Annotated in this window: 21 protein-coding genes; 7 read left to right on the top strand and 14 right to left on the bottom strand. The window is 45.7% G+C overall.

What is annotated here, in order from left to right:
- Nucleotides 1-149 precede the first annotated feature (149 nt).
- Complete coding sequence (locus BUR42_RS22575) at nt 150-2,288, top strand: S9 family peptidase (protein ID WP_074241849.1); 2,139 nt, start codon at nt 150-152, stop codon at nt 2,286-2,288.
- 501 nt (nt 2,289-2,789) lie between these two features.
- Here the strand turns inward: BUR42_RS22575 and BUR42_RS22565 are convergent.
- From BUR42_RS22565 to BUR42_RS22540, 6 genes are all read right to left on the bottom strand, one after another.
- Nucleotides 2,790-3,128: a tRNA-binding protein gene (locus BUR42_RS22565; RefSeq protein ID WP_074241847.1), complete on the bottom strand. Its 339-nt coding sequence runs from the start codon at nt 3,126-3,128 to the stop codon at nt 2,790-2,792.
- Nucleotides 3,129-3,378: 250 nt separating this feature from the next.
- Entirely contained in the window at nt 3,379-4,368 is a 990-nt protein-coding gene (locus BUR42_RS22560; RefSeq protein ID WP_074241846.1) for a potassium channel beta subunit family protein, read from the bottom strand.
- Between the two features lie 182 nt (nt 4,369-4,550).
- Complete coding sequence (gene lptC / locus BUR42_RS22555) at nt 4,551-5,102, bottom strand: LPS export ABC transporter periplasmic protein LptC (protein ID WP_084185765.1); 552 nt, start codon at nt 5,100-5,102, stop codon at nt 4,551-4,553.
- Nucleotides 5,103-5,111: 9 nt separating this feature from the next.
- Nucleotides 5,112-6,419: a BamG family beta-barrel-assembly machinery protein gene (locus tag BUR42_RS22550; protein ID WP_143197551.1), complete on the bottom strand. Its 1,308-nt coding sequence runs from the start codon at nt 6,417-6,419 to the stop codon at nt 5,112-5,114.
- Entirely contained in the window at nt 6,400-7,143 is a 744-nt protein-coding gene (locus tag BUR42_RS22545) for a type III pantothenate kinase (RefSeq protein ID WP_074241843.1), read from the bottom strand. The genes BUR42_RS22550 and BUR42_RS22545 overlap by 20 nt, the downstream gene beginning before the upstream one ends.
- Before the next feature lie 9 nt (nt 7,144-7,152).
- Entirely contained in the window at nt 7,153-7,788 is a 636-nt protein-coding gene (locus tag BUR42_RS22540) for an LON peptidase substrate-binding domain-containing protein (RefSeq protein WP_074243149.1), read from the bottom strand.
- 85 nt (nt 7,789-7,873) lie between these two features.
- Here BUR42_RS22540 and BUR42_RS22535 point away from each other — a divergent pair, with 85 nt between their 5' ends.
- The 3 genes from BUR42_RS22535 to BUR42_RS22525 are packed head-to-tail and all read left to right on the top strand — an operon-like array spanning nt 7,874 to nt 10,465.
- Nucleotides 7,874-8,614, top strand: a complete 741-nt coding sequence (locus tag BUR42_RS22535) for a class I SAM-dependent methyltransferase (protein WP_074241842.1) — start codon at nt 7,874-7,876, stop codon at nt 8,612-8,614.
- Nucleotides 8,615-8,617: 3 nt separating this feature from the next.
- On the top strand, nt 8,618-9,421 hold the full coding sequence (locus tag BUR42_RS22530; RefSeq protein WP_074241841.1) for an FkbM family methyltransferase: 804 nt from the start codon (nt 8,618-8,620) through the stop codon (nt 9,419-9,421).
- A complete protein-coding gene (locus BUR42_RS22525; RefSeq protein ID WP_074241840.1) occupies nt 9,422-10,465 on the top strand; it encodes a glycosyltransferase family 4 protein in 1,044 nt (347 codons plus the stop codon).
- Here BUR42_RS22525 and BUR42_RS22520 read toward each other — a convergent pair.
- On the bottom strand, nt 10,457-11,362 hold the full coding sequence (locus BUR42_RS22520; RefSeq protein ID WP_234979783.1) for a glycosyltransferase family protein: 906 nt from the start codon (nt 11,360-11,362) through the stop codon (nt 10,457-10,459). The genes BUR42_RS22525 and BUR42_RS22520 overlap by 9 nt on opposite strands.
- A gap of 15 nt (nt 11,363-11,377) precedes the next feature.
- On the opposite strand from BUR42_RS22520, the gene meaB reads away from it, so the two are divergent.
- Nucleotides 11,378-12,280 carry a methylmalonyl Co-A mutase-associated GTPase MeaB gene (gene meaB / locus BUR42_RS22515; protein ID WP_074241839.1) on the top strand — a complete coding sequence of 301 codons (903 nt, stop codon included), beginning with the start codon at nt 11,378-11,380 and terminating at the stop codon, nt 12,278-12,280.
- 213 nt (nt 12,281-12,493) lie between these two features.
- Nucleotides 12,494-12,823, top strand: coding sequence for a DMT family transporter (locus BUR42_RS22510; protein ID WP_074241838.1), 330 nt, complete (start codon nt 12,494-12,496; stop codon nt 12,821-12,823).
- Here the strand turns inward: BUR42_RS22510 and BUR42_RS22505 are convergent.
- Nucleotides 12,820-14,040: a chloride channel protein gene (locus BUR42_RS22505; RefSeq protein ID WP_084185764.1), complete on the bottom strand. Its 1,221-nt coding sequence runs from the start codon at nt 14,038-14,040 to the stop codon at nt 12,820-12,822. The two genes, BUR42_RS22510 and BUR42_RS22505, sit on opposite strands and share 4 nt — an antisense overlap.
- Nucleotides 14,041-14,324: 284 nt before the next feature.
- Between BUR42_RS22505 and BUR42_RS22500 the strand changes: the two genes are divergently transcribed.
- Nucleotides 14,325-14,942 (top strand): MarR family winged helix-turn-helix transcriptional regulator, encoded by a 618-nt coding sequence (locus tag BUR42_RS22500; RefSeq protein WP_074241836.1) that lies wholly within the window; start codon nt 14,325-14,327, stop codon nt 14,940-14,942.
- A 29-nt stretch (nt 14,943-14,971) separates the two neighbouring features.
- Here BUR42_RS22500 and BUR42_RS22495 read toward each other — a convergent pair whose 3' ends face one another.
- The 6 genes from BUR42_RS22495 to BUR42_RS22470 all read right to left on the bottom strand — a co-directional run bounded on the left by BUR42_RS22495 (nt 14,972) and on the right by BUR42_RS22470 (nt 18,352).
- Nucleotides 14,972-15,187 (bottom strand): hypothetical protein, encoded by a 216-nt coding sequence (locus tag BUR42_RS22495; RefSeq protein ID WP_234979782.1) that lies wholly within the window; start codon nt 15,185-15,187, stop codon nt 14,972-14,974.
- A 44-nt stretch (nt 15,188-15,231) separates the two neighbouring features.
- Nucleotides 15,232-15,804: a DUF420 domain-containing protein gene (locus BUR42_RS22490; protein WP_074241834.1), complete on the bottom strand. Its 573-nt coding sequence runs from the start codon at nt 15,802-15,804 to the stop codon at nt 15,232-15,234.
- 9 nt (nt 15,805-15,813) lie between these two features.
- The gene (locus tag BUR42_RS22485; RefSeq protein WP_159442329.1) at nt 15,814-16,497 is read right to left on the bottom strand and encodes an SCO family protein; all 684 of its coding nucleotides are present in this window, start codon (nt 16,495-16,497) and stop codon (nt 15,814-15,816) included.
- A gap of 133 nt (nt 16,498-16,630) precedes the next feature.
- Nucleotides 16,631-17,023: a cytochrome C oxidase subunit IV family protein gene (locus tag BUR42_RS22480; RefSeq protein WP_074241832.1), complete on the bottom strand. Its 393-nt coding sequence runs from the start codon at nt 17,021-17,023 to the stop codon at nt 16,631-16,633.
- A 54-nt stretch (nt 17,024-17,077) separates the two neighbouring features.
- A complete protein-coding gene (locus BUR42_RS22475; RefSeq protein ID WP_074241831.1) occupies nt 17,078-17,755 on the bottom strand; it encodes a cytochrome c oxidase subunit 3 in 678 nt (225 codons plus the stop codon).
- 42 nt (nt 17,756-17,797) lie between these two features.
- Nucleotides 17,798-18,352, bottom strand: coding sequence for a cytochrome c oxidase subunit 3 (locus tag BUR42_RS22470; RefSeq protein ID WP_234979781.1), 555 nt, complete (start codon nt 18,350-18,352; stop codon nt 17,798-17,800).
- Nucleotides 18,353-18,355: the final 3 nt, after the last annotated feature.

The following is an 18,355-nucleotide window of genomic DNA, read 5'->3' as shown; positions in this document are numbered from 1 at the left end:
GCTGGAGGTTTTACCGCCATAGCCGGTAGTTTCAGCCTAAAGCCTCCTACCGCTGGTACATTTCATTGCTCAAATTGATATTTGATCTTTATTTTCGTCACCCCGGGGCGAAATCCCCCGTACCTCAACCTGTTTAAATTATGAGAAGCATGTACAAATCGCTGCCGGTATGGCTTACCGGCCTTTCTTTACTGACAGTTTCCGCACAACCAGCGCTGGCACAGGAAAAAAAAGAACTCACTTTCGACCAGATCTTTACCCGTCCGGTGAGCATTACAGAAACCCTTCCTTTCATCCGCGGCTGGGCAGACAAAGATCATTATATCGAATCCCGCGCAGGGCAGATGCTTTCTGTAGACGCCAAAACCGGCAAAACAGCTCCTTACGTGCAACCACCCGCTACCGGTAACACGGTTAGTGTGAAGAACAACGATATCTATATACAAAGACCCAACGGGGGAGAAGAGATCAGGCTTACCAATAATGACGAGCTGGAAAAGAACCCTACCCTTTCTCCTGATGAAAAATACGTAGCGTTCACACGCAATAACAACCTCTTTGCTATTGAAGTGGCCACTAAAAAAGAGATCCAGTATACTTCTGATGGCTCCGATGTGATCTATAACGGTTGGGCCTCCTGGGTATATTATGAAGAGATCCTGGGCCGCAGTTCCCGCTACCGTGCCTTCTGGTGGAGCCCGGATAGCAGAAGGATTGCTTTCATGCGTTTTGACGACAGCAAAGTACCTGTTTTCCCCATTTATAGCGAAGCAGGCCAGCACGGCTTCCTGGAAAACACCCGTTATCCAAAAGCCGGAGATACCAATCCTGAAGTGAAGCTGGCCATCGTTCCTGTAACCGGCGGCAATATCACCTGGGCCGATTTCAATGAAAAGGACGATCAGTATTTCGGCACCCCCTTCTGGTCCCCGGACGGTTCTGCATTATGGGCACAATGGATGCCCCGTGAGCAGAACGACCTGATCATTTATGCGATAGATACCCAAAATGGCAGCAAGAAAATAGTGTACGAGGAAAAACAAAAGACCTGGGTAGACTGGTTCACGGATATCTATTTCCTGGCCAACAACAAAGGTTTCATTGTAAAAAGCGATAAATCCGGCTGGGACCATCTCTACCTCCATAATATGGATGGCAGCTTCAAAAAGCAACTCACCAATGGCAACTGGCGTGTAAGGGATGTGCTGCAGGTAGATGAAAAGAAACAAACCGTTTTCTTCACTGCCCGCAAAGAAGCCAGCACCCGTTTCGATCTCTATAAAGTAGGTATCAACGGAGGAGAACCGCAACGCCTCACTTTCGGCGAATTCTCCCACGAGGTACGTTTATCACCAAATGGCGGAGACTATTTCATTACCACCTACAGCAACCTCACCACACCGCCTAAAATGACCTTATTAAACGATAAGGGCAAAGTGGTACGTGAACTGGGTAATGCACATGGCGCTGCTTATGATACTTACAAACTGGCCATGCCGGAATTAAAGACCTACAAAACCCGCGATGGACTTGAATTGCCACTCACCATCATCTGGCCGCTGAACATGCAACCCGGTAAAAAATATCCTGTGCTGATCAGTATCTATGGTGGTCCGGATGCAGGAACAGTCTATGATTCCTGGAGGCCCAACCTCGCACAATTACAATGGTATGCAAAGGAAGGGATCATACAGGTGGCAATAGATAACCGTGCCGCAGGGCATTTGGGCAAAGTGGGCATGAACTACATTCACCGCCAGCTTGGTAAATATGAGATAGAAGATTACATGGATGCCACTAAATGGCTCATCAGCCAACCCGGTGTGGATGCTTCAAAAGTTTGCATGACCGGAGGCAGTTATGGGGGTTATATGACCTGTATGGCACTCACTTACGGCGCAGAAGTGTTCACCCATGGAATGGCCAACTTCTCTGTAACTGACTGGGCGCTGTACGACAGCCATTATACCGAACGTTTCATGGATACTCCCAAAGACAATCCCGAAGGTTACAAGCTCACCAATGTGATGACCCATGCCGACAAATATAAAGGACTGCTGCGCATCGTACATGGCACCATGGACGATAATGTACACCTTCAGAACACCATTCAGCTGGTAAATAAGCTCCAGGACCTCGGCAAACACTTTGAACTCATGCTTTATCCCGGTGAGCGTCATGGATGGGGAGGGGCCAAAGGAACCCATTCCCGGAATGAATCCTATCGTTTCGTGTATGAGAACCTGTTAGGTAAGCCATTACCCCGTTTATTCCAGGGAACGAACTGATAAAAGCTTTTAAAACGACAAAGGCCACCGAATGATCGGTGGCCTTTGTCGTTTATTCAATGATATAGGGGCAAAAAAACAGGGCTGCAAGAATACAGCCCCGAAAAATTTTAACCATATCTTTATTGAAAAACCTGTTACGAATTTCCATAATTTAGAGATAACCCTAATCTACAAACTAGCGAACGCTATATTTTATCTGGTAAACGTTCCAAAAACACCCTTAAACGATTCTGTCAGAAGTGATTATTTGCCCTGAAATGGGCTGCAAGATAAGTTTGTGAGAGCGGCTCAGGAGGCTGTAGAAATGCAAAACGGCGGTAAGAATACCGCCGTTGTAATAATTTTAACCATATCCTATGAAAAACCTGAACCAAAGATAGGGTGGTTTTTATGCCTTGCAACCCTGTTTCCGTGAACGTAGCATAATTGTTCGTGAAGCATAGAAAAAGGGCTTTTTGCAGACACATTATTATTAATTTTAAATTAAATTATTATTCCCTATGCAATCCTATGGCCGTTTTTCACTGGTCTATCCGGCTGCAGGAGCACAATTTCCTTTTCATCCCCTACCACGCCTAATACCAGGCATTCGGAGAAAAAGTTGGCGATCTGTTTCACGGGGAAGTTAATTACCGCTACTACCTGCCGGCCAATGAGTTCCTCCGGCTGATATAATCTGGTGATCTGTGCGGAAGAACGTTTCACGCCAATCTCAGCGCCAAAATCCACTTCCAGCTGATAGGCCGGGTTACGCGCTTTTTCAAATACCTGCGCGTTTATAATAGTGCCTACATGCATGCGCACCTTTTCAAAGTCGTTCCATGTAATTGTTTCCATGCAATAAATGTTTAATAAAGGGAAAATAACACTAAAGGGGGAGAATTCGGGGGTTTAGGGCAAAAAAATAGGGCAGTTAGAAAACCGCCCTCAGTATTTTTAACCATATCCTATGAAAAACCTTAACAAAGATAGGCAGCCGTTCCATATCCGGTCAGAGCTTTCCGTAAAAGGCAGGTTTTATCTCGTAAACGTCTTAAAAAATGTGCTGTTAACATAGATTTAACCAGCACCATTCACCCCCATCACCCTAGTGGGTTGGTGCATTAGGAGCAGTGCCCATAATTGCATCAATTTCCTTCATCAGTTCCGGCGTTAATTGTGTGTAGACCTCCAGTGCCTTCAGGTTTTCCGTCAGTTGCGCCTCTTTGGTGGCACCCAGGATTGCTGAAGTAACATGCTGGTTTTTAATCACCCAGGCAATGGAAAGTGTAGCAAGGCTGGTACCCAGTTTATCTGATACGCTTTGCAGTTTTGCCACTCTTGCCAGGTTAGCATCCAGCAAGTTCCTGTTCTTCAACCATTCATACCCCTGCAAACCTAAACGGGAGCCTTCAGGGATACCATTATTGTATTTACCGGTAAGGATACCGGAAGCCAGCGGACTGAAAATGGTATTACCTAAACCCACCGTTTCGTAGATCCGGGCATATTCCAGCTCTACTTTCTCCCTTCTGAACAAATTATACTCCGGTTGCTCCACAACAGGCCCAATGAGGTTGTTTTGCTTTGCAATCATATGTGCTTCCATGATCTCGGAGGCCGCCCATTCGGAAGTACCCCAGTAAAGGATCTTCCCCTGCTGGATCAGGATGTTCATGGTCCATACCACTTCTTCCATCGGAACATTCCTGTCCGGACGGTGGCAATAGAAAATATCCAGGTAGCTCAGTTGCAAACGCTCCAATGCTTCGTGGCATGCTTCTACTAAGTGCTTGCGGCTCAGGCCTGTTTGATTGGGTTTGTTCTTCTCTCCTCTCCAGCCAAAATAAGCCTTACTGGAAATAATATAGGAACTACGGTCCCAGTTCTTTTTCTTCAATACGCGGCCCATCATCTTCTCAGACTCCCCAAGCGCATAGATCTCAGCATTGTCAAAAAAGTTGATCCCATTGTCATAAGCAACACCCATCAGCTGGTCAGACAATGAATCATCTACCTGCCCGTGAAAGGTTACCCAGCTGCCAAAAGACAATACGCTGAGCTGTAATCCGGATTTACCAAGTCTTCTATATTCCATGATGTGTTTTTGTAGGTATCAAAAATAAATATTCATTGAGCCATTTGGAAGCCCTGAAAAATAATACTTTGGCATGGTTGTTGAAACTTTTGGGCAGGAAATTTTAGGTTAAAAAATAGGTTAAAGCAAAAGAACCCGGTCATATGACCGGGTTCTTTTGTTATAGTAAGTTCTGTTAGTATTTATTCTAAGCCCATCATACTATCCCTTGGTGAGATGATCCCGTTCACATTATGGAAGTTGATCTCAGACATATCCTGGTTAGCATCCAGCCCTATGCTATAGATAGTATCCAGGGGGGTGGACACCCGGCAAAACCTTTCCGTCACAAATTTGGCCATTTTGGAATCCCATCTCAGGTCTTTACAATCCAGCCGCTGGAATTTCTGCAGGTCAAGGAATACCACGCTGTCGCGCAGGTAAACATCGTTCTCCCCATCCATCAGTTTACCGTATTTGGAAGTAAGAACACTCGTAATAGTTAGGGAATCGCTGTAAAAAACAACTTTCAGACCCTGCGGGAACTCTGTATAAGGAGGGGTGGCCATGTGCCTTTCCATGTAAGGAGAAGTAAGGATCCCCTTTACATGGGCCGTTTGGCTCATAATTGTTTCAATATCATAAGCCTGTTCCACACCCAGTTTGCTCTTGTCGAATGCTCTCACGGCACTCATGTCGTTTTCACAACTACAGAAAACAAGTACAATAGCCAGGTAGGAAAGTAACAGCTTCATGTCTATCTATTAATCGTATTTGGTCTTAATAAACCAACGATCGCTCAAAGTAAAGCCGAGCGTAAGTTTATAGTAAGTTTCCTTCAATGCTATGTTCACATCTCCGCGGGTACCTACTTCAAAAGCGGCATTGATCATGGAGAACTGGTTGAATGCCGGCATGATCCTTCTGATCGGGAAACCTGCACCGATGGAAAAGCCCATCTCGTTCATGCTTTTATTACCGAGTTTGATATAATCCTTGCCATAGAAACCACCCAGGCGGTAAGTTACTTTATTCCAATAACCTGTAAAAGATTGGGCATTGGGAATAAACTGACCACCCACGCTCAGTTTCCAGCTATTCTGGGTAGAATCGGGTGCGCCGTAGTTCCTGTATTTGCTCCATTGGGAAGTATTGAAATCAGCACCAATGGCAAATTTATCCAGTTTGGTGAGCATGATACCACCACCCAGCTGCTGCGGATAAATGATATCACCATTCACCCCTTTCCTGTACTCAACGGTATCCTGTGTATCATATTCATCAGAGGATGGATCGTAGAATAATGTTTCCCGCATGGTTTCGCGGCGGGCTGTGAGCTTTTGTTCAAAACTTCCGCTTGCGCCGATGGACAATTCCAGGTCCTTGCTCAGATCGATGGTCTGCTGCACACCCAGGCTGTAAAAGAAGCTGCCATAGCTGGTGCGGCGGTTATGCCTTGAGGGCAGGATAGTGGAAGCGACCGGGTACAGTTCCTTGGTGCTGTTATTCACGTTCCCAAAGAGATAACCAAAGTTCACCCCTACACTGAAACCTCCAAAACCAATACCGGAACCGATATAGGCCTGGTACACGCCTCCGCTTCCTTCATATTGATGGATAACGTTCACCGTGTCTGGATTGGCGTCCGGGAAAAATATCTTCTGTTCTCCTTCTGCGATATTGTAACTCACACGGCTCATAGGACGTAGTCCTATGTTCATACCCCATTTTTTCCCCAGCGGCAAACCCAACTGAAGATAGCTCAGGGTACCAAAACCGGCGCGGGAGTTGTTTTCTCCGTTGTTCAGTCTGCGTACACCACCATTTAGCCCTACATCAAATGTAACGAGCTGCAGGTGAGCATAACTGGCCGGATTGAGAAAGTTGACTGATTGGGCATCGGCATAAGCCTGCGCAACACCTCCCATACCAAGATTGACGGCATTTTGAGAGCGCGAAAGCTCTCCCAAACCAAAGCGCGAGTAGGGGGAATTATCCTGTGCGGCGGCATTCCTTGCGGAAAGTACGCATACGCCAAACAGGCAAAAGAAGCTAGCTTTTGTCCAATACATTGAGTTCTACGATTGAATTTAAACCTTTATACATTAAATACGGGCTTGCAAATATCTTCTTTTTAAGGCGGGAAGCAAAAAAATCCAAATTACCCCCTGTTAAAAGCACGTTAAAGTTCCGGTACCTGTTCCCGTAAGATGCAATCATACCGGCCACTTCGGCCAATGCACCCTCCTGAACTCCGCTTAAAATACTTTGCCGGGTGTTAAAACCCACAAAAGCGTATTGCGTACTGGCCTTAATAAGTGGCAATTTGTCCGTAAATGTATGCAGGGCGCGGAACCGCATGTCTATTCCCGGGCTGATCCCTCCGCCCAGGAACGCTCCTGACCTGTTCAAAAAATTATAGGTAATGGCAGAGCCTGTGCCGATAATAAGGTTATGCCTGCCGGGAAAGAGGGCCCATGCCCCGCAAGCCAGCGCAATCCTGTCTACCCCCAATGTTTCCGGCTTTTCATAGACCAGTTTGATGGGTAATGGGGTGGAATGGCTCAGTCTGAGAAAGAAAGTTTGCTCCGCCAGCAGGGTCTCCAGCTCTTCCGGATGGTCTACCACGGAAGAAAGTATGGCCGCTTTGGGATGATATTGCTCCAGTGCTTTCTGAACATCCTGCACCAGGTTGGATTCTGAGAAAAAGAGTTCCTGTTGTAATTCCCCATTTAACATCACACCACATTTCAGGCGGGAATTACCCAGGTCCAGGCAAAAAACGCATCCATTCATGGCGCCAAGTTAGAAATTATCTACGGATAAATCCCGGAAGTGGCCGTTCAGTTTCACGCGGTCTTTCAGTCTTTCCATCTCTGTCATTAAAGGGATCACCTTCAGCAGGTGGCGTTTCAGGTACTCCAGCCTTTGCAGTTCCTTGAACAGGTGCAGCACTTCGTACTCCTCCTGCAAAGAAAGCCCCGCATGATGCGCCAGGTCATAAGCCCTCAGTTGTTCGTCCGAACGGGAAAAGGATTTGTTCACCTGCAGGATCTGGTGCAGTTCCCGCACCGCCAGCAATACCTGTTTACGGAGCAGTATATTGCTGCGTTCCTCATTTTCAGGGTAGTTCACAATAGCCCCCGCATATAATTTATTGGGCAATTCCCGGATCACTTCCAGGATGCGGAAAACACGGATGCCCCGGGTTTTGATATCTAACTCACCATTATCATATTGTTTTTCTACACTGATCACCTCCACCAAAGTGCCAAATTCGCTTACTTTCTTCTCTATCACCGCAGGAATGCCAAAGGGCTTTTTCTCTGCGATACATTCCCTGATCATTTGCTTATAGCGGGGTTCAAATATGTGCAGGTTCAACTGTTCTTCCGGGTATACTACAATGCCTAATGGAAATATGGGAATAAAATTGGTCATAATGCTAAAATACATTTTTTGGTTAAAATCCTTTACTGCTATAAGCCCTATAGTATGATGGTTTAAAAAATATATCTTTGCCGGCATGGATCGCAAAAAAAGTAAGCTCGGCAGTTTCTTAAAAAAATTGTACCGCAAATACCGGGAACGTCATTTCAGACGCTACCGGGGTATGAGCGTACAGGAAGTATTTTCATCCATCTATAAAGAAAACGTATGGGGAGGGGAAAAAGGTACGTTCTATTCCGGTTCAGGTACCGCCAATCCTAAAACAGCAGAATATATCAACATGATGACCGGGTTCATCAACAGCCATAACATCCGCTCCGTGGCAGAAATTGGCTGTGGGGACTTTTCCATCATGCGCCAGGTACTACAGCAGGTAGACGTACAATATACGGGTATGGACGTAGTGCCGGACCTGATTGCACACCACCTGGAAAAGAATGCCAACGCCAAAACACAGTTCCTGGTAAAGGACGCTATCAGCGAACCGCTTCCAAAAGCAGACCTCCTGATCATCCGCCAGGTATTACAACACCTGAAGAACAACCAGATCTCCCGGATCTTGCAGAAGCTGGATAATTTTAAATACGCCATCATTACAGAACACCTTCCCATTACGGAAGATGTGGAATACAACCTGGATAAAGTAACGGGGCCGCATATCCGTATGCGCATGAATTCCGGCGTATTTATAGATCAGCCGCCTTTTTCATTACCCGGCGTTTCCGTATTGATGGAATACCGGGAAGATGATCCCGTAAAGAAAAAAATGGTGCCTGCCGTCATGCGCAGCTATCTCGTTACAATTAAACAATCCTGATAAATGGCAAATAGTTCTCTCGCCCGGTATAGCAACCTGGTAAAATATATCCGTAACTGGCCGCTTTATTTCCTCCGTAAATTCAAGGACGGATATGCAGAACTGCAATTCACCATCCGCAGGAGAAGTATCCTTTTTACCACGCCTGCCAAATCCTTATACCTCGTTTTTAAAGAAATATTCCTCAATGATGTATATGTAATGGACCGCCTTGCCGGCCAGTTGCCGGAAAAACCAGTGGTGATAGATATTGGCAGTAACGCAGGATATTTCAGTCTTTTCCTCTTATCACAAAAACCCGGTGCCGCTATTTATGCTTACGATGCGGTATCTGCCAACCAGAAACTATTTGCCAAACACCTGGAAATGAACCCCGCGCTCAGATCAAATGTGCAGGTCCATCACAGGGCAGTAACCGGTACACCGCAATCACATATCACCTTATACATGGAATCTGATCACGGCAACTCCGTAACAGCTTCCGTATACAACGATTTCGTACAGGAGAATACCTACTCGGAAGAAGTTCCCTGCATATCACTGAAAGAGATCTTCGATACCAATCAGCTTAAAAAAGCAGACCTGATCAAAGTGGATTGCGAAGGCAGTGAATATCCCATCATTTACGAAACACCGAAAGAGATCTGGCAACAGGTAGATCGTATGGCCATGGAGATCCATAACCTGGATAACGACCAGCGTAATATGGACCACCTGCAGCAATACCTTTCCACTTTCGGCTTTACCTTTAGCTCCTTTAAACTGGAGAACGACTGTTTCATGCTCTTTGCTGAAAAGAAAAACTAAATGCCAAACATCCTCTTCGATTGCGAAAGAATGAAATACCCGAACACGGGCCTGTATACTTTCTGCCAGGACCTGGGAGCAGCCATCCTGCAGCAGGCACAGACCAACGAACGGTTGGTGTATTACATGCCGCCTAAACTGGGCCGGCACTTCGGAACGAATGCAGGATACATCTGGCAACGGTCTTTACATAAATTCTATTTCCGTTATAAAGAGAAGATCGATGTATGGCATACCACGTATCAATCTTCTCCCTACAGGCCTAAAAAAGGCACGCCGCGTATCTTAACGATCCACGATCTCAATTTTTTACACGAGCATAAATCCAAAGAGAAGGAAAAGAAATACCTCGCTGCAGTACAACGCAGCGTGGATGAAGCAGATCAGTTAGTGGCCATCTCTCAGTTTGCCATGGCCGAAACACTGCGCCATGTGAACACCCGGAACAAACCTTTTCACGTGATCTATAACGGGGCCACGGTACAGGAATTCCCTGGTTTTGATGCACCCCGTGAAAGGCCTTCCAGGTCATTCTTATTTGCCATGGGCACGGTATTGCCCAAAAAGAACTTTCATGTATTGCCCTGTCTTGTAAAAGACCAGGAACTGGAACTGATCATTGCCGGAAATATCAACGAAGCCTATCGCGATAAGATCTTAGTGGAAGCACAGCAACACCGGGTGCTGGATAAAGTGAAGATCATCGGCCCCGTCACAGAACAAGAAAAATACTGGTACCTGAAGAATTGTACCGCCTTTGTTTTTCCGTCACTGGCAGAAGGTTTTGGCCTGCCTGCCATAGAAGCCATGCATTTCGGTAAACCCGTTTTCCTGTCGGACAGAACAAGCCTGCCGGAAGTAGGAGGTGAAGCCGCCTATTATTTCCATGATTTTGATCCGGGGTATATGCAGGAAGTATTGAAAGAAGGATTGGCGCAATTCAGGGATACACAAAAAGCACAGGCCGTACGTGAACATGCAGCGCAATTTTCCTGGGATAAAGCAGCCGCAGCCTATTTGAAGATCTACCGGGAGTTATATTGATCTGTAATTCTTATACTCAAATAAACGCACACCAAAGATCTTCTCCACATAATACAATACCCTTCCTTTTAAATTCTTGAAGTTCTTCTGGCTGATATCATGGTCAAATTGCCAGTTCCGTTGCCGGATACGTTCTTCCATCAATGCAGGGTGTTTACCGGTAAAACGTTCCAGGGAATCTACCAGTTCTGCATAATTGAACTCAGACAATATTTTCTTCACCTTGTTCATGTGCTCCTGTTCATTGCCATGATAATAACCTGCCGAGTTCGTGATCTTTGCGATCTGTTCTTCAGGATTCTTCACCCAGCCATAATGATGCATCCAGGCCTTCACAGGTTTCACATTCAGCTTGCGGTCGTTCAGCCGGAAGCCCTGTGCGTCTTTATAAGAACGGATCCGTTTATCGTTGCGGATAATGCGGATCTCTTTATTATACCAGGTACGGGAATCCCCTACATAATCATAGCTACCGTAAAAATGGCGGTAGTTGAATAACAGGCCCTCTACTCTTTTATCATCTTTATACTGCTCCATGGCAGCGCGGATGGCGGGATAATCATCTTCATGCACCACCTCATCCGCCTGGATATAGAAAGCCCAGGTTGTATCAGGAGATACATGGTCCAGGGCCTTATTTGTTTCCACAGATAAAATGAGCCCGCCTTCTTTCAGGTTATCGTCCCATACGGAATGAAAGATGCGGATCTTGGGGGAGCCAATGGACTGAATAAGCTCCAGCGTTCCATCGTCAGAGTTACCCACGCTTACCACCACTTCATCGCATAATGGCAGGATGGAGCGGATCGCTTCTGTTACCGGGTAATCGTACTTGATGGCATTCCTCACAAAGGTGAAACCTGTTACTTTCATAGTTGCAAAGATGTGGAAAATCATCGATACATTTGTTTCATGTACGCGCAATTACTCAGCCGTCTCACAGGTGGCGATATCAAAACATTGGCGCGCTGCATCTCACTTGTAGAGAATGAAGCGCCGGGATATACCCGTTTGCTGGAAGAACTTCCCGCAGAAGGGCATACGCGCGTAGTTGGCATAACCGGCCCTCCCGGTGCAGGCAAAAGCACCCTCGTGAATGCCCTCATTACTGCCCTGCTTCAACAGCAAAAACGTATAGCCATTATTGCGGTAGATCCTTCTTCTCCTTTCAATTTCGGTGCCTTACTGGGAGACAGGATCAGGATGAGCGAACACTTCTCCAGCCCGGATGTATTTATCCGCTCTATGGCCAGCCGTGGTGCCCTTGGCGGCCTCAGCCCAAAGATCCTGGAAGTGAGCGACCTGGTGAAAGCTGCCGGTTTTGATTATCTCTTCATTGAAACAGTAGGTGTTGGGCAGAGTGAGGTAGAAATTGCGGGCATTGCAGATACTACCGTGGTGGTAGTAGTACCGGAGGCAGGCGATGAGATACAAACCATGAAAGCAGGACTAATGGAGATAGCGAACATCTTTGCCGTTAATAAAGCAGACCGCCCCAAAGCAGATGAATTCGTAAAGAACCTCCGCCTCCTGGCACATACCAAAAGAACTGATGAATGGGAAACACCTGTGATCAAAACAATTGCTACACAGCAGCAGGGAATACCTGAACTGATCAAAGCATTGGATGAACACAGGGACCAGGTACATGGAAATAAACAACGCAAAGCCCTCTTACTGGCAGAAAAAGCCTATCAGCTGATCCAACACCGCCGCATGCAGGATGTAGATAAACAGGCCCTTTATAAAGAAGTGCAGCAACTCATGGAAGGCCCGGGATTTAACCTGTATAAGATAGTGCAACAATACACCTGATGTTGTACGGGCATCCTTTAATAGCACTACCCCTCATTCCTGTATTTTTCGTACCTTCGCCTCTCCTAAACAATTAGCAACAGTAATGGTTACTTCTATCAGGGTATTCCGCCTTTCTTTCACTTATGCTGTATTCAACTACGGCATCTGATACTGTACGCAGCTAAACTAATTTCCTCTTTATATTTTTTTTACTAAACAAATCATTTTGTTATGGCTTGGTTATTTTTAATCCTGGGCGGTCTGTTCGAGATCGGCTTTACTATTTCACTTAAGTATTCTGAGAACTTCTCTAAACTATGGCCTTCCATTAGTTTCGTGATCTGCATCTCACTAAGTTTTTTCCTGCTGAATAAAGCTATTAATAATGGCTTGCCAATAGGTACCGCTTATGCTGTATGGACAGGTATAGGAGCAGCAGGCACTGCCATTGCAGGCATGCTCTTCTTCAAAGAACCTGCTGCATTATGGCGCATCTTTTTCCTGGTGATGCTGATCGGTTCCATCATTGGTTTGAAGTTCGTTTCAGAAGGATCACATTAATGAAGAGGAGGCGCCTGCAGAACGGGCGCTTCTTTTTTCATCATCCATCCGGAGATGATCCAGGAGATGGTGCAGGCAAACAGCAGCGGAAATATCCCTTCTCCCTGCCATGTACATTCCAGCGCAAAAACAATAGCTGTTATCCATCCACGCGTAACACCTGCAAACAATGCCGCCATACCCACCAACGCCGCCAGCGAAGGATTCAAAGGAGTACCCGGAAATGCCATTTGTAATAGTAATGCACTCAATATACCCAATGCACTGCCGATAGAGAGCAGTGGTAATATCATTCCGCCAAACGTACGGGTTCCCAATACAAAGATGATCAGTAAAAATTTGATCATACTCAGTGAGATCAATAAGGAGAGCGTTACCTTGCCCTGCAACATCATCGCAGTGTATTCTATCCCGTTACCTAAGATCTCCGGTGCATGATATCCTGCAAACCCTACCGCTGCTGCACTTACAACCGGCCATACCCAGCCGTTAGCAAATGACCTGATCTGTTGTACACCAAACACAAGGATAGCTGAATGTAATCCCGTTACTACACCTATCAGTGTATACAGGCCAATAGCTGCTATGGATGGAATAGTAAGTAAAGGAAGAACAAAGAATGGTTCCACACCAAACCATAACATATGGATAGCAGCGCCAACGAATGCAGCAAGACTGATATAACCGATCCTCTTTGAAATGAATTTCCTATACAGCAGTTCACTCACTAATATGATAGCTGCCAATGGTGTACCAAACATAGCAGCAAAACCGGCTGCAACACCTGCTGTTAACAGCAGGTCATGATGCTCACCAGCATACATACTATAGTTCATCGCAATACCTTCCGGTCCTAAAGGAATACCAGTACCAATGTTCAACACACCACTTAACGGCGAAAGGAATTTCCACTTACGCACCAACAACACACCTGCTGCAACACCCGCCACTGGCAATACTATCGCAGTCACATCCAGGTTATGATAAACCGGAGATACTGCTGCAACAGACCAGTCGTTGAAATACAACACATTACTGATCAAACGAACAAGCAACAGCCCGCCAACTGCAACAATACTGCAGCTTACAGCCAAAATAAATACACGCATCACCATATACAACACTCGTTCTATAGGCACATGCATGTACTGTATTGATGGCGTACAATCCGCTACAGGCAAGCCTTTGCGATGGAATAAAGAAGCAAAGTATTTCATTTGCAGAGTTTTTACCGTTAAGCAGACTTTGTTTTCAAATGCTGTAAATATAATACTTGATAATAGGTAACAAGTCAGAGATCAGATTGTTAGCCGTATTTTAACTTAGATAAAATCCCCGCAATTGCAAGCTCACAAACAATTTTGTGTGTTTTATTATCGTTAAGAAAACAGCATGAATGTGCTATAAAGGGCGGAATAAATCTTTCGTAATTTCGACGCCTTCCATCGAAAGCCCACCAATTTTAAGACAGAAACCATAAAAAAAGATACGGAAAAAAAACATGACAAAGGAATCTACCTTTAATCCTGAACATCAGGCAGACAATACTGCGAGCAAGGTAGTAGCGGCACTGGAAAGACTTTCGGAAGCCTTTCGCGTGCTGCTCTGGCATGAAGCTAAACAACACGGCCTCAGCCCCATACAGGTTCAGATATTAACTTTCCTGCTGCATTATCCGGAAAAGCTAAAGACAGTTACACACCTCGCATCGCATTTTAACATGACGAAAGCAACGATCAGTGATGCTATTAAAACTTTGGAAGCGAAGGACCTCTTGAAAAGGAAAGCAGATGTTTACGATAATCGCAGTCATACCCTCCTGTTAACAAAAGCAGGGAAGGTTATTGCAAAGAAAGTAGAAAAGTTCGCACACCCCATGCAGGGATCAGTGAATGCCATTCCACCTGAAAAACAAGCCGTTCTGCTGGAGCAATTAATGGACCTTATCCATGACCTGAACCACCAACTCATTATCACACCACAACGCATGTGCTTTAATTGCCAGTTCTATGAACAGAAAGGCAAAACGCAACACTATTGCCACCTCATCCGTACGCCGTTAAGAGCAGGGGACCTTCGGTTAGATTGCCCGGAATTTGAAAGTAAAGAAGAAGAGTAAGGATCAGTTTGCCGGTCAGGCGGGCTGCATTAGTTTGCCCTTTGGCTACGCCACCAGCGCCAGCCCAGGAAGGCCATTAATGCCAAAGGTGTGAATGCCAGCATCAGGATGCCGTTGTTCAAACCCTTTGCAGGCCCTTCTCCTAATTGCTGCGCCGTTTTAGTGCACAGGGAACATTGTGCCAACAGATCACTGCAAGGCAGTAATAAAGCAATGATCATTATAAGGAATAACAGCTTTTTCACGGTACTAAATTAAGGTATTTCCATACTTCAGGAACTGATATCCGTCAGGAATAGTATGGAGAGATCATAATGTATACGATCACGCCTGTAACAGCCACATAGAACCAAATGGGCCAGGTGATGCGTGCAATCCTGCGATGACGCACATTGTCATCCTGGAAAGCGCGGAGCAGCGTAAAAAGTACCAGTGGCACAATGATCACCGCCAGCAGGATATGCGTTAACAGCAGGAAGTAGTATACATAACGTACCCCTCCTATCATACCTAGCTCAGCAGCATCCACTATACCATTATGATCGATGTCGCCAAACTTCGTGCTTTCCGTCAGGAAATGATACGTTACGTAAGACAGCAGGAACAGGACAGAAAGCGCTACTGCTGAGAGGTTCGCCCACTTATGTGCCCTGCGGCGCCCGTTCTTGATAAAGACCAGGCTCGCCACCAATAATACGGCCGTTGCAGAATTCAATACGGCATGAAAGAAAGGCATCAGCTTCACATCAAACCCAGCCTCAATATCCGGCTTTGGTATAATGAACAGCACAGCTACCAGCACAGGTATCACAATGGATACGATCGCAATGGGTATATTCAGGTTCTTATTCTTTAAGCTCATAATCCTTATTTAATTGCCAGAGGAGAAGAGCCGCTTTATAAGGCCTGGCTTCTTTTTGTCTTTAGCAATATGTAAAACAGCAATATCGTTCACCATCCGGCGCACATCATTTGTATCCAGCCCGTTGTAGTATCCACGGATATAACGGTCCTTGTCTATCACAACAAATTTCTCCGTATGGATAAAATCATCCGGCCCGCCATTGCCTTCTAAGGCATTTACGAAAAACTCATGGCGCGCCAGGTCATAGATCTCCTTTTTATCCCCGGTCAGTAACCACCAGTTCTTGGGATCTATGGTATATTTATCCGCATACTTCTTCAGGGATTTCACCGTATCTCTTTCCGGGTCTACACTTAAAGAAAGGATCTGCACCAGTTCTTCATTCTTTTTAAAAGCTTCCTGCACCATTTTCAGATGGGTGGTAAGGGTAGGGCAGATCTGTGGGCAGCTGGTAAAAAAGAAGCTCACGATCCTGATCTTACCTTCACTGTCTTTCATATGTACCTGTTCCCCTAACTGGTTGGTAAGGGTAAAATCCCTGATCTGGTGATACACCGTATCATAAGTGGTTTTACCATCTTTTACGATCGTGTCCACTCTTTCCGCGATCAGGAAAGGCGGAACATGCACGATATTCTTACCATAATGATCTACGATCAGGTATCCTGCCAATGGCACTAAAATGGCCAACGCTACACCGAGTAATGCTTTCTTAGAAATGACGGTAGATTTTAAAAGGTTTATAAATGCAAAATGTAAAAGTGAGCTCTATCAACGTGGATGGAATCACTTTTACATTTGCGATATTTTGAACTACGTTCTGTTAATGATGTGCTGGCTGATGTGCCGGCGCTTCTTTTACTGCTGGCGTACCAGGAGCAAGGTTCACCCGCATTTTCTTCCAGGAATCACCGTCCATCAGGAATGCAATAATGAACCATACGAACAGGAGTAAAGGGAACAGGATCGTCATGATCAGGTTCTTTACTTCGTGACGTAAGTGCATAAACTCCGCAACGATATAAAATGCTTTCAGCAGCGTCAGGAGAATGAACACGGAGTTCAGCCACAGCTTGCTGGGGATACCTGTTTCCAGGTGCAGGAATGCCAAACCTACTTCCACAGAAGTAATAACTAACAGGATCCAGAACACTTTCCAGATTTTCTTTACGGCTGGATCTTTCCCGTTTGTGGTTGCAGAATGTGTATGCGCCATGATCTGTAAATTCTTTTATATTAATTAGTTCAATTCTTTTTACGAGCCCTCTTCTTACAGTAAGTAGAAGCAGGTGAATACAAATACCCAAACCAGGTCTACAAAGTGCCAGTACAGCCCTACTTTCTCCACCATTTCATAATGGCCGCGGTGTTCATAAGTACCTTTCAATACATTGATCAGTACAATGATATTCAATACCACACCAGATGTTACGTGCAAACCGTGGAACCCTGTGATGGTAAAGAAGAAGTCAGTAAAGTTAGTGGAAAGTGCTGCAGTACCATCGTGATTGATGAAAGGATTTCTGCCCCACCATGCGCCTTCATGATGTAAGTGCGTCCACTCCCAGGCCTGGCAGCTCAGGAACATGATACCACCGATGATGGTCAGGATCAGCCATCTTGCCACGGCTTTCTTGTCCATATTATGACCGGCATGTACCGCTAATACCATGGTAACGGAACTCATGATCAGGATGAAGGTCATCAAGCTCACAAATACCAGCGGAAGCTCCGTATGCCCCATGAAAGGGAACGACTTGAACACTACGTTAGGATCAGGCCAGGCTTGAGCCATGAATCTTTGGGTACCATAAGCGATCAGCAATGCGCCGAACGTAAAGGCATCCGAGATCAGGAAATACCACATCATCAACTTGCCATAGCTCACACTGAAGGGCGAATGCCCACCGCTCCACCATTTTTTCTTCGCTGTTACTGCGTTATCCATTTGTACGAATTATGAATTTTATTTTTCTAAACAGTATCTTAATTATCTCGCAAGGCTGAAAAAGATCAACAGATAGATCCACAGACCGTCTACAAAATGCCAGTAGGTGGAAGCCACTTCGATCGGCACGGCGCTGTAAGTTCTGATCCTTGTTCTGTAAGCCCTTGCAAACAGTATCAGCAGTACGATCACACCACCCAGCACGTGCAGGATGTGCGCGCCAACGATCACATATATGAACGAGGCAGAAACCGTACTGTCCAATGTAAGGCCATGGCTCTTCATATCTGAAAAACCGATCACCTGGCAAACAGCAAATGCGATGCCCAGTAAGGCTGTTAACGTGATCAGTTGTTTATAACTGCTCATGTTACGCGCTTTGAACTGGCGCAGGGCTAAGTGAATGGTCAGACTACTGGTGAGGATCAATGCCGTAGATACCCAGAAGATAGTAGGCAGGCTGAAACTTTGCCAGTTGGCCTGTGCCCGTTTCACAACGTAAGCGCTGGTGAACCCTATGAACATCATCGTGATGCTGGCCATAGCGATCCACATGGAATACTTGTGCGGATGTATCTTATTTCTTGATGCGCTCATTGT

Source organism: Chitinophaga niabensis (assembly GCF_900129465.1).
Lineage (GTDB): Bacteria > Bacteroidota > Bacteroidia > Chitinophagales > Chitinophagaceae > Chitinophaga > Chitinophaga niabensis.
This window is presented reverse-complemented; position numbering and strand designations above follow the sequence as displayed.

Bases quoted from the DNA above. Each gene is read 5' to 3' on its own strand.
- BUR42_RS22575 (WP_074241849.1), top strand. From the start codon at position 150: ATGTACAAATCGCTGCCGGTATGGCTTACCGGCCTTTCTTTACTGACA.
- BUR42_RS22565 (WP_074241847.1), bottom strand. From the start codon at position 3,128: ATGGAAACAATTACATGGAACGACTTTGAAAAGGTGCGCATGCATGTA.
- BUR42_RS22560 (WP_074241846.1), bottom strand. From the start codon at position 4,368: ATGGAATATAGAAGACTTGGTAAATCCGGATTACAGCTCAGCGTATTG.
- lptC (WP_084185765.1), bottom strand. From the start codon at position 5,102: ATGAAGCTGTTACTTTCCTACCTGGCTATTGTACTTGTTTTCTGTAGT.
- BUR42_RS22550 (WP_143197551.1), bottom strand. From the start codon at position 6,419: ATGTATTGGACAAAAGCTAGCTTCTTTTGCCTGTTTGGCGTATGCGTA.
- BUR42_RS22545 (WP_074241843.1), bottom strand. From the start codon at position 7,143: ATGAATGGATGCGTTTTTTGCCTGGACCTGGGTAATTCCCGCCTGAAA.
- BUR42_RS22540 (WP_074243149.1), bottom strand. From the start codon at position 7,788: ATGACCAATTTTATTCCCATATTTCCATTAGGCATTGTAGTATACCCG.
- BUR42_RS22535 (WP_074241842.1), top strand. From the start codon at position 7,874: ATGGATCGCAAAAAAAGTAAGCTCGGCAGTTTCTTAAAAAAATTGTAC.
- BUR42_RS22530 (WP_074241841.1), top strand. From the start codon at position 8,618: ATGGCAAATAGTTCTCTCGCCCGGTATAGCAACCTGGTAAAATATATC.
- BUR42_RS22525 (WP_074241840.1), top strand. From the start codon at position 9,422: ATGCCAAACATCCTCTTCGATTGCGAAAGAATGAAATACCCGAACACG.
- BUR42_RS22520 (WP_234979783.1), bottom strand. From the start codon at position 11,362: ATGATTTTCCACATCTTTGCAACTATGAAAGTAACAGGTTTCACCTTT.
- meaB (WP_074241839.1), top strand. From the start codon at position 11,378: ATGTACGCGCAATTACTCAGCCGTCTCACAGGTGGCGATATCAAAACA.
- BUR42_RS22510 (WP_074241838.1), top strand. From the start codon at position 12,494: ATGGCTTGGTTATTTTTAATCCTGGGCGGTCTGTTCGAGATCGGCTTT.
- BUR42_RS22505 (WP_084185764.1), bottom strand. From the start codon at position 14,040: ATGAAATACTTTGCTTCTTTATTCCATCGCAAAGGCTTGCCTGTAGCG.
- BUR42_RS22500 (WP_074241836.1), top strand. From the start codon at position 14,325: ATGACAAAGGAATCTACCTTTAATCCTGAACATCAGGCAGACAATACT.
- BUR42_RS22490 (WP_074241834.1), bottom strand. From the start codon at position 15,804: ATGAGCTTAAAGAATAAGAACCTGAATATACCCATTGCGATCGTATCC.
- BUR42_RS22480 (WP_074241832.1), bottom strand. From the start codon at position 17,023: ATGGCGCATACACATTCTGCAACCACAAACGGGAAAGATCCAGCCGTA.
- BUR42_RS22475 (WP_074241831.1), bottom strand. From the start codon at position 17,755: ATGGATAACGCAGTAACAGCGAAGAAAAAATGGTGGAGCGGTGGGCAT.
- BUR42_RS22470 (WP_234979781.1), bottom strand. From the start codon at position 18,352: ATGAGCGCATCAAGAAATAAGATACATCCGCACAAGTATTCCATGTGG.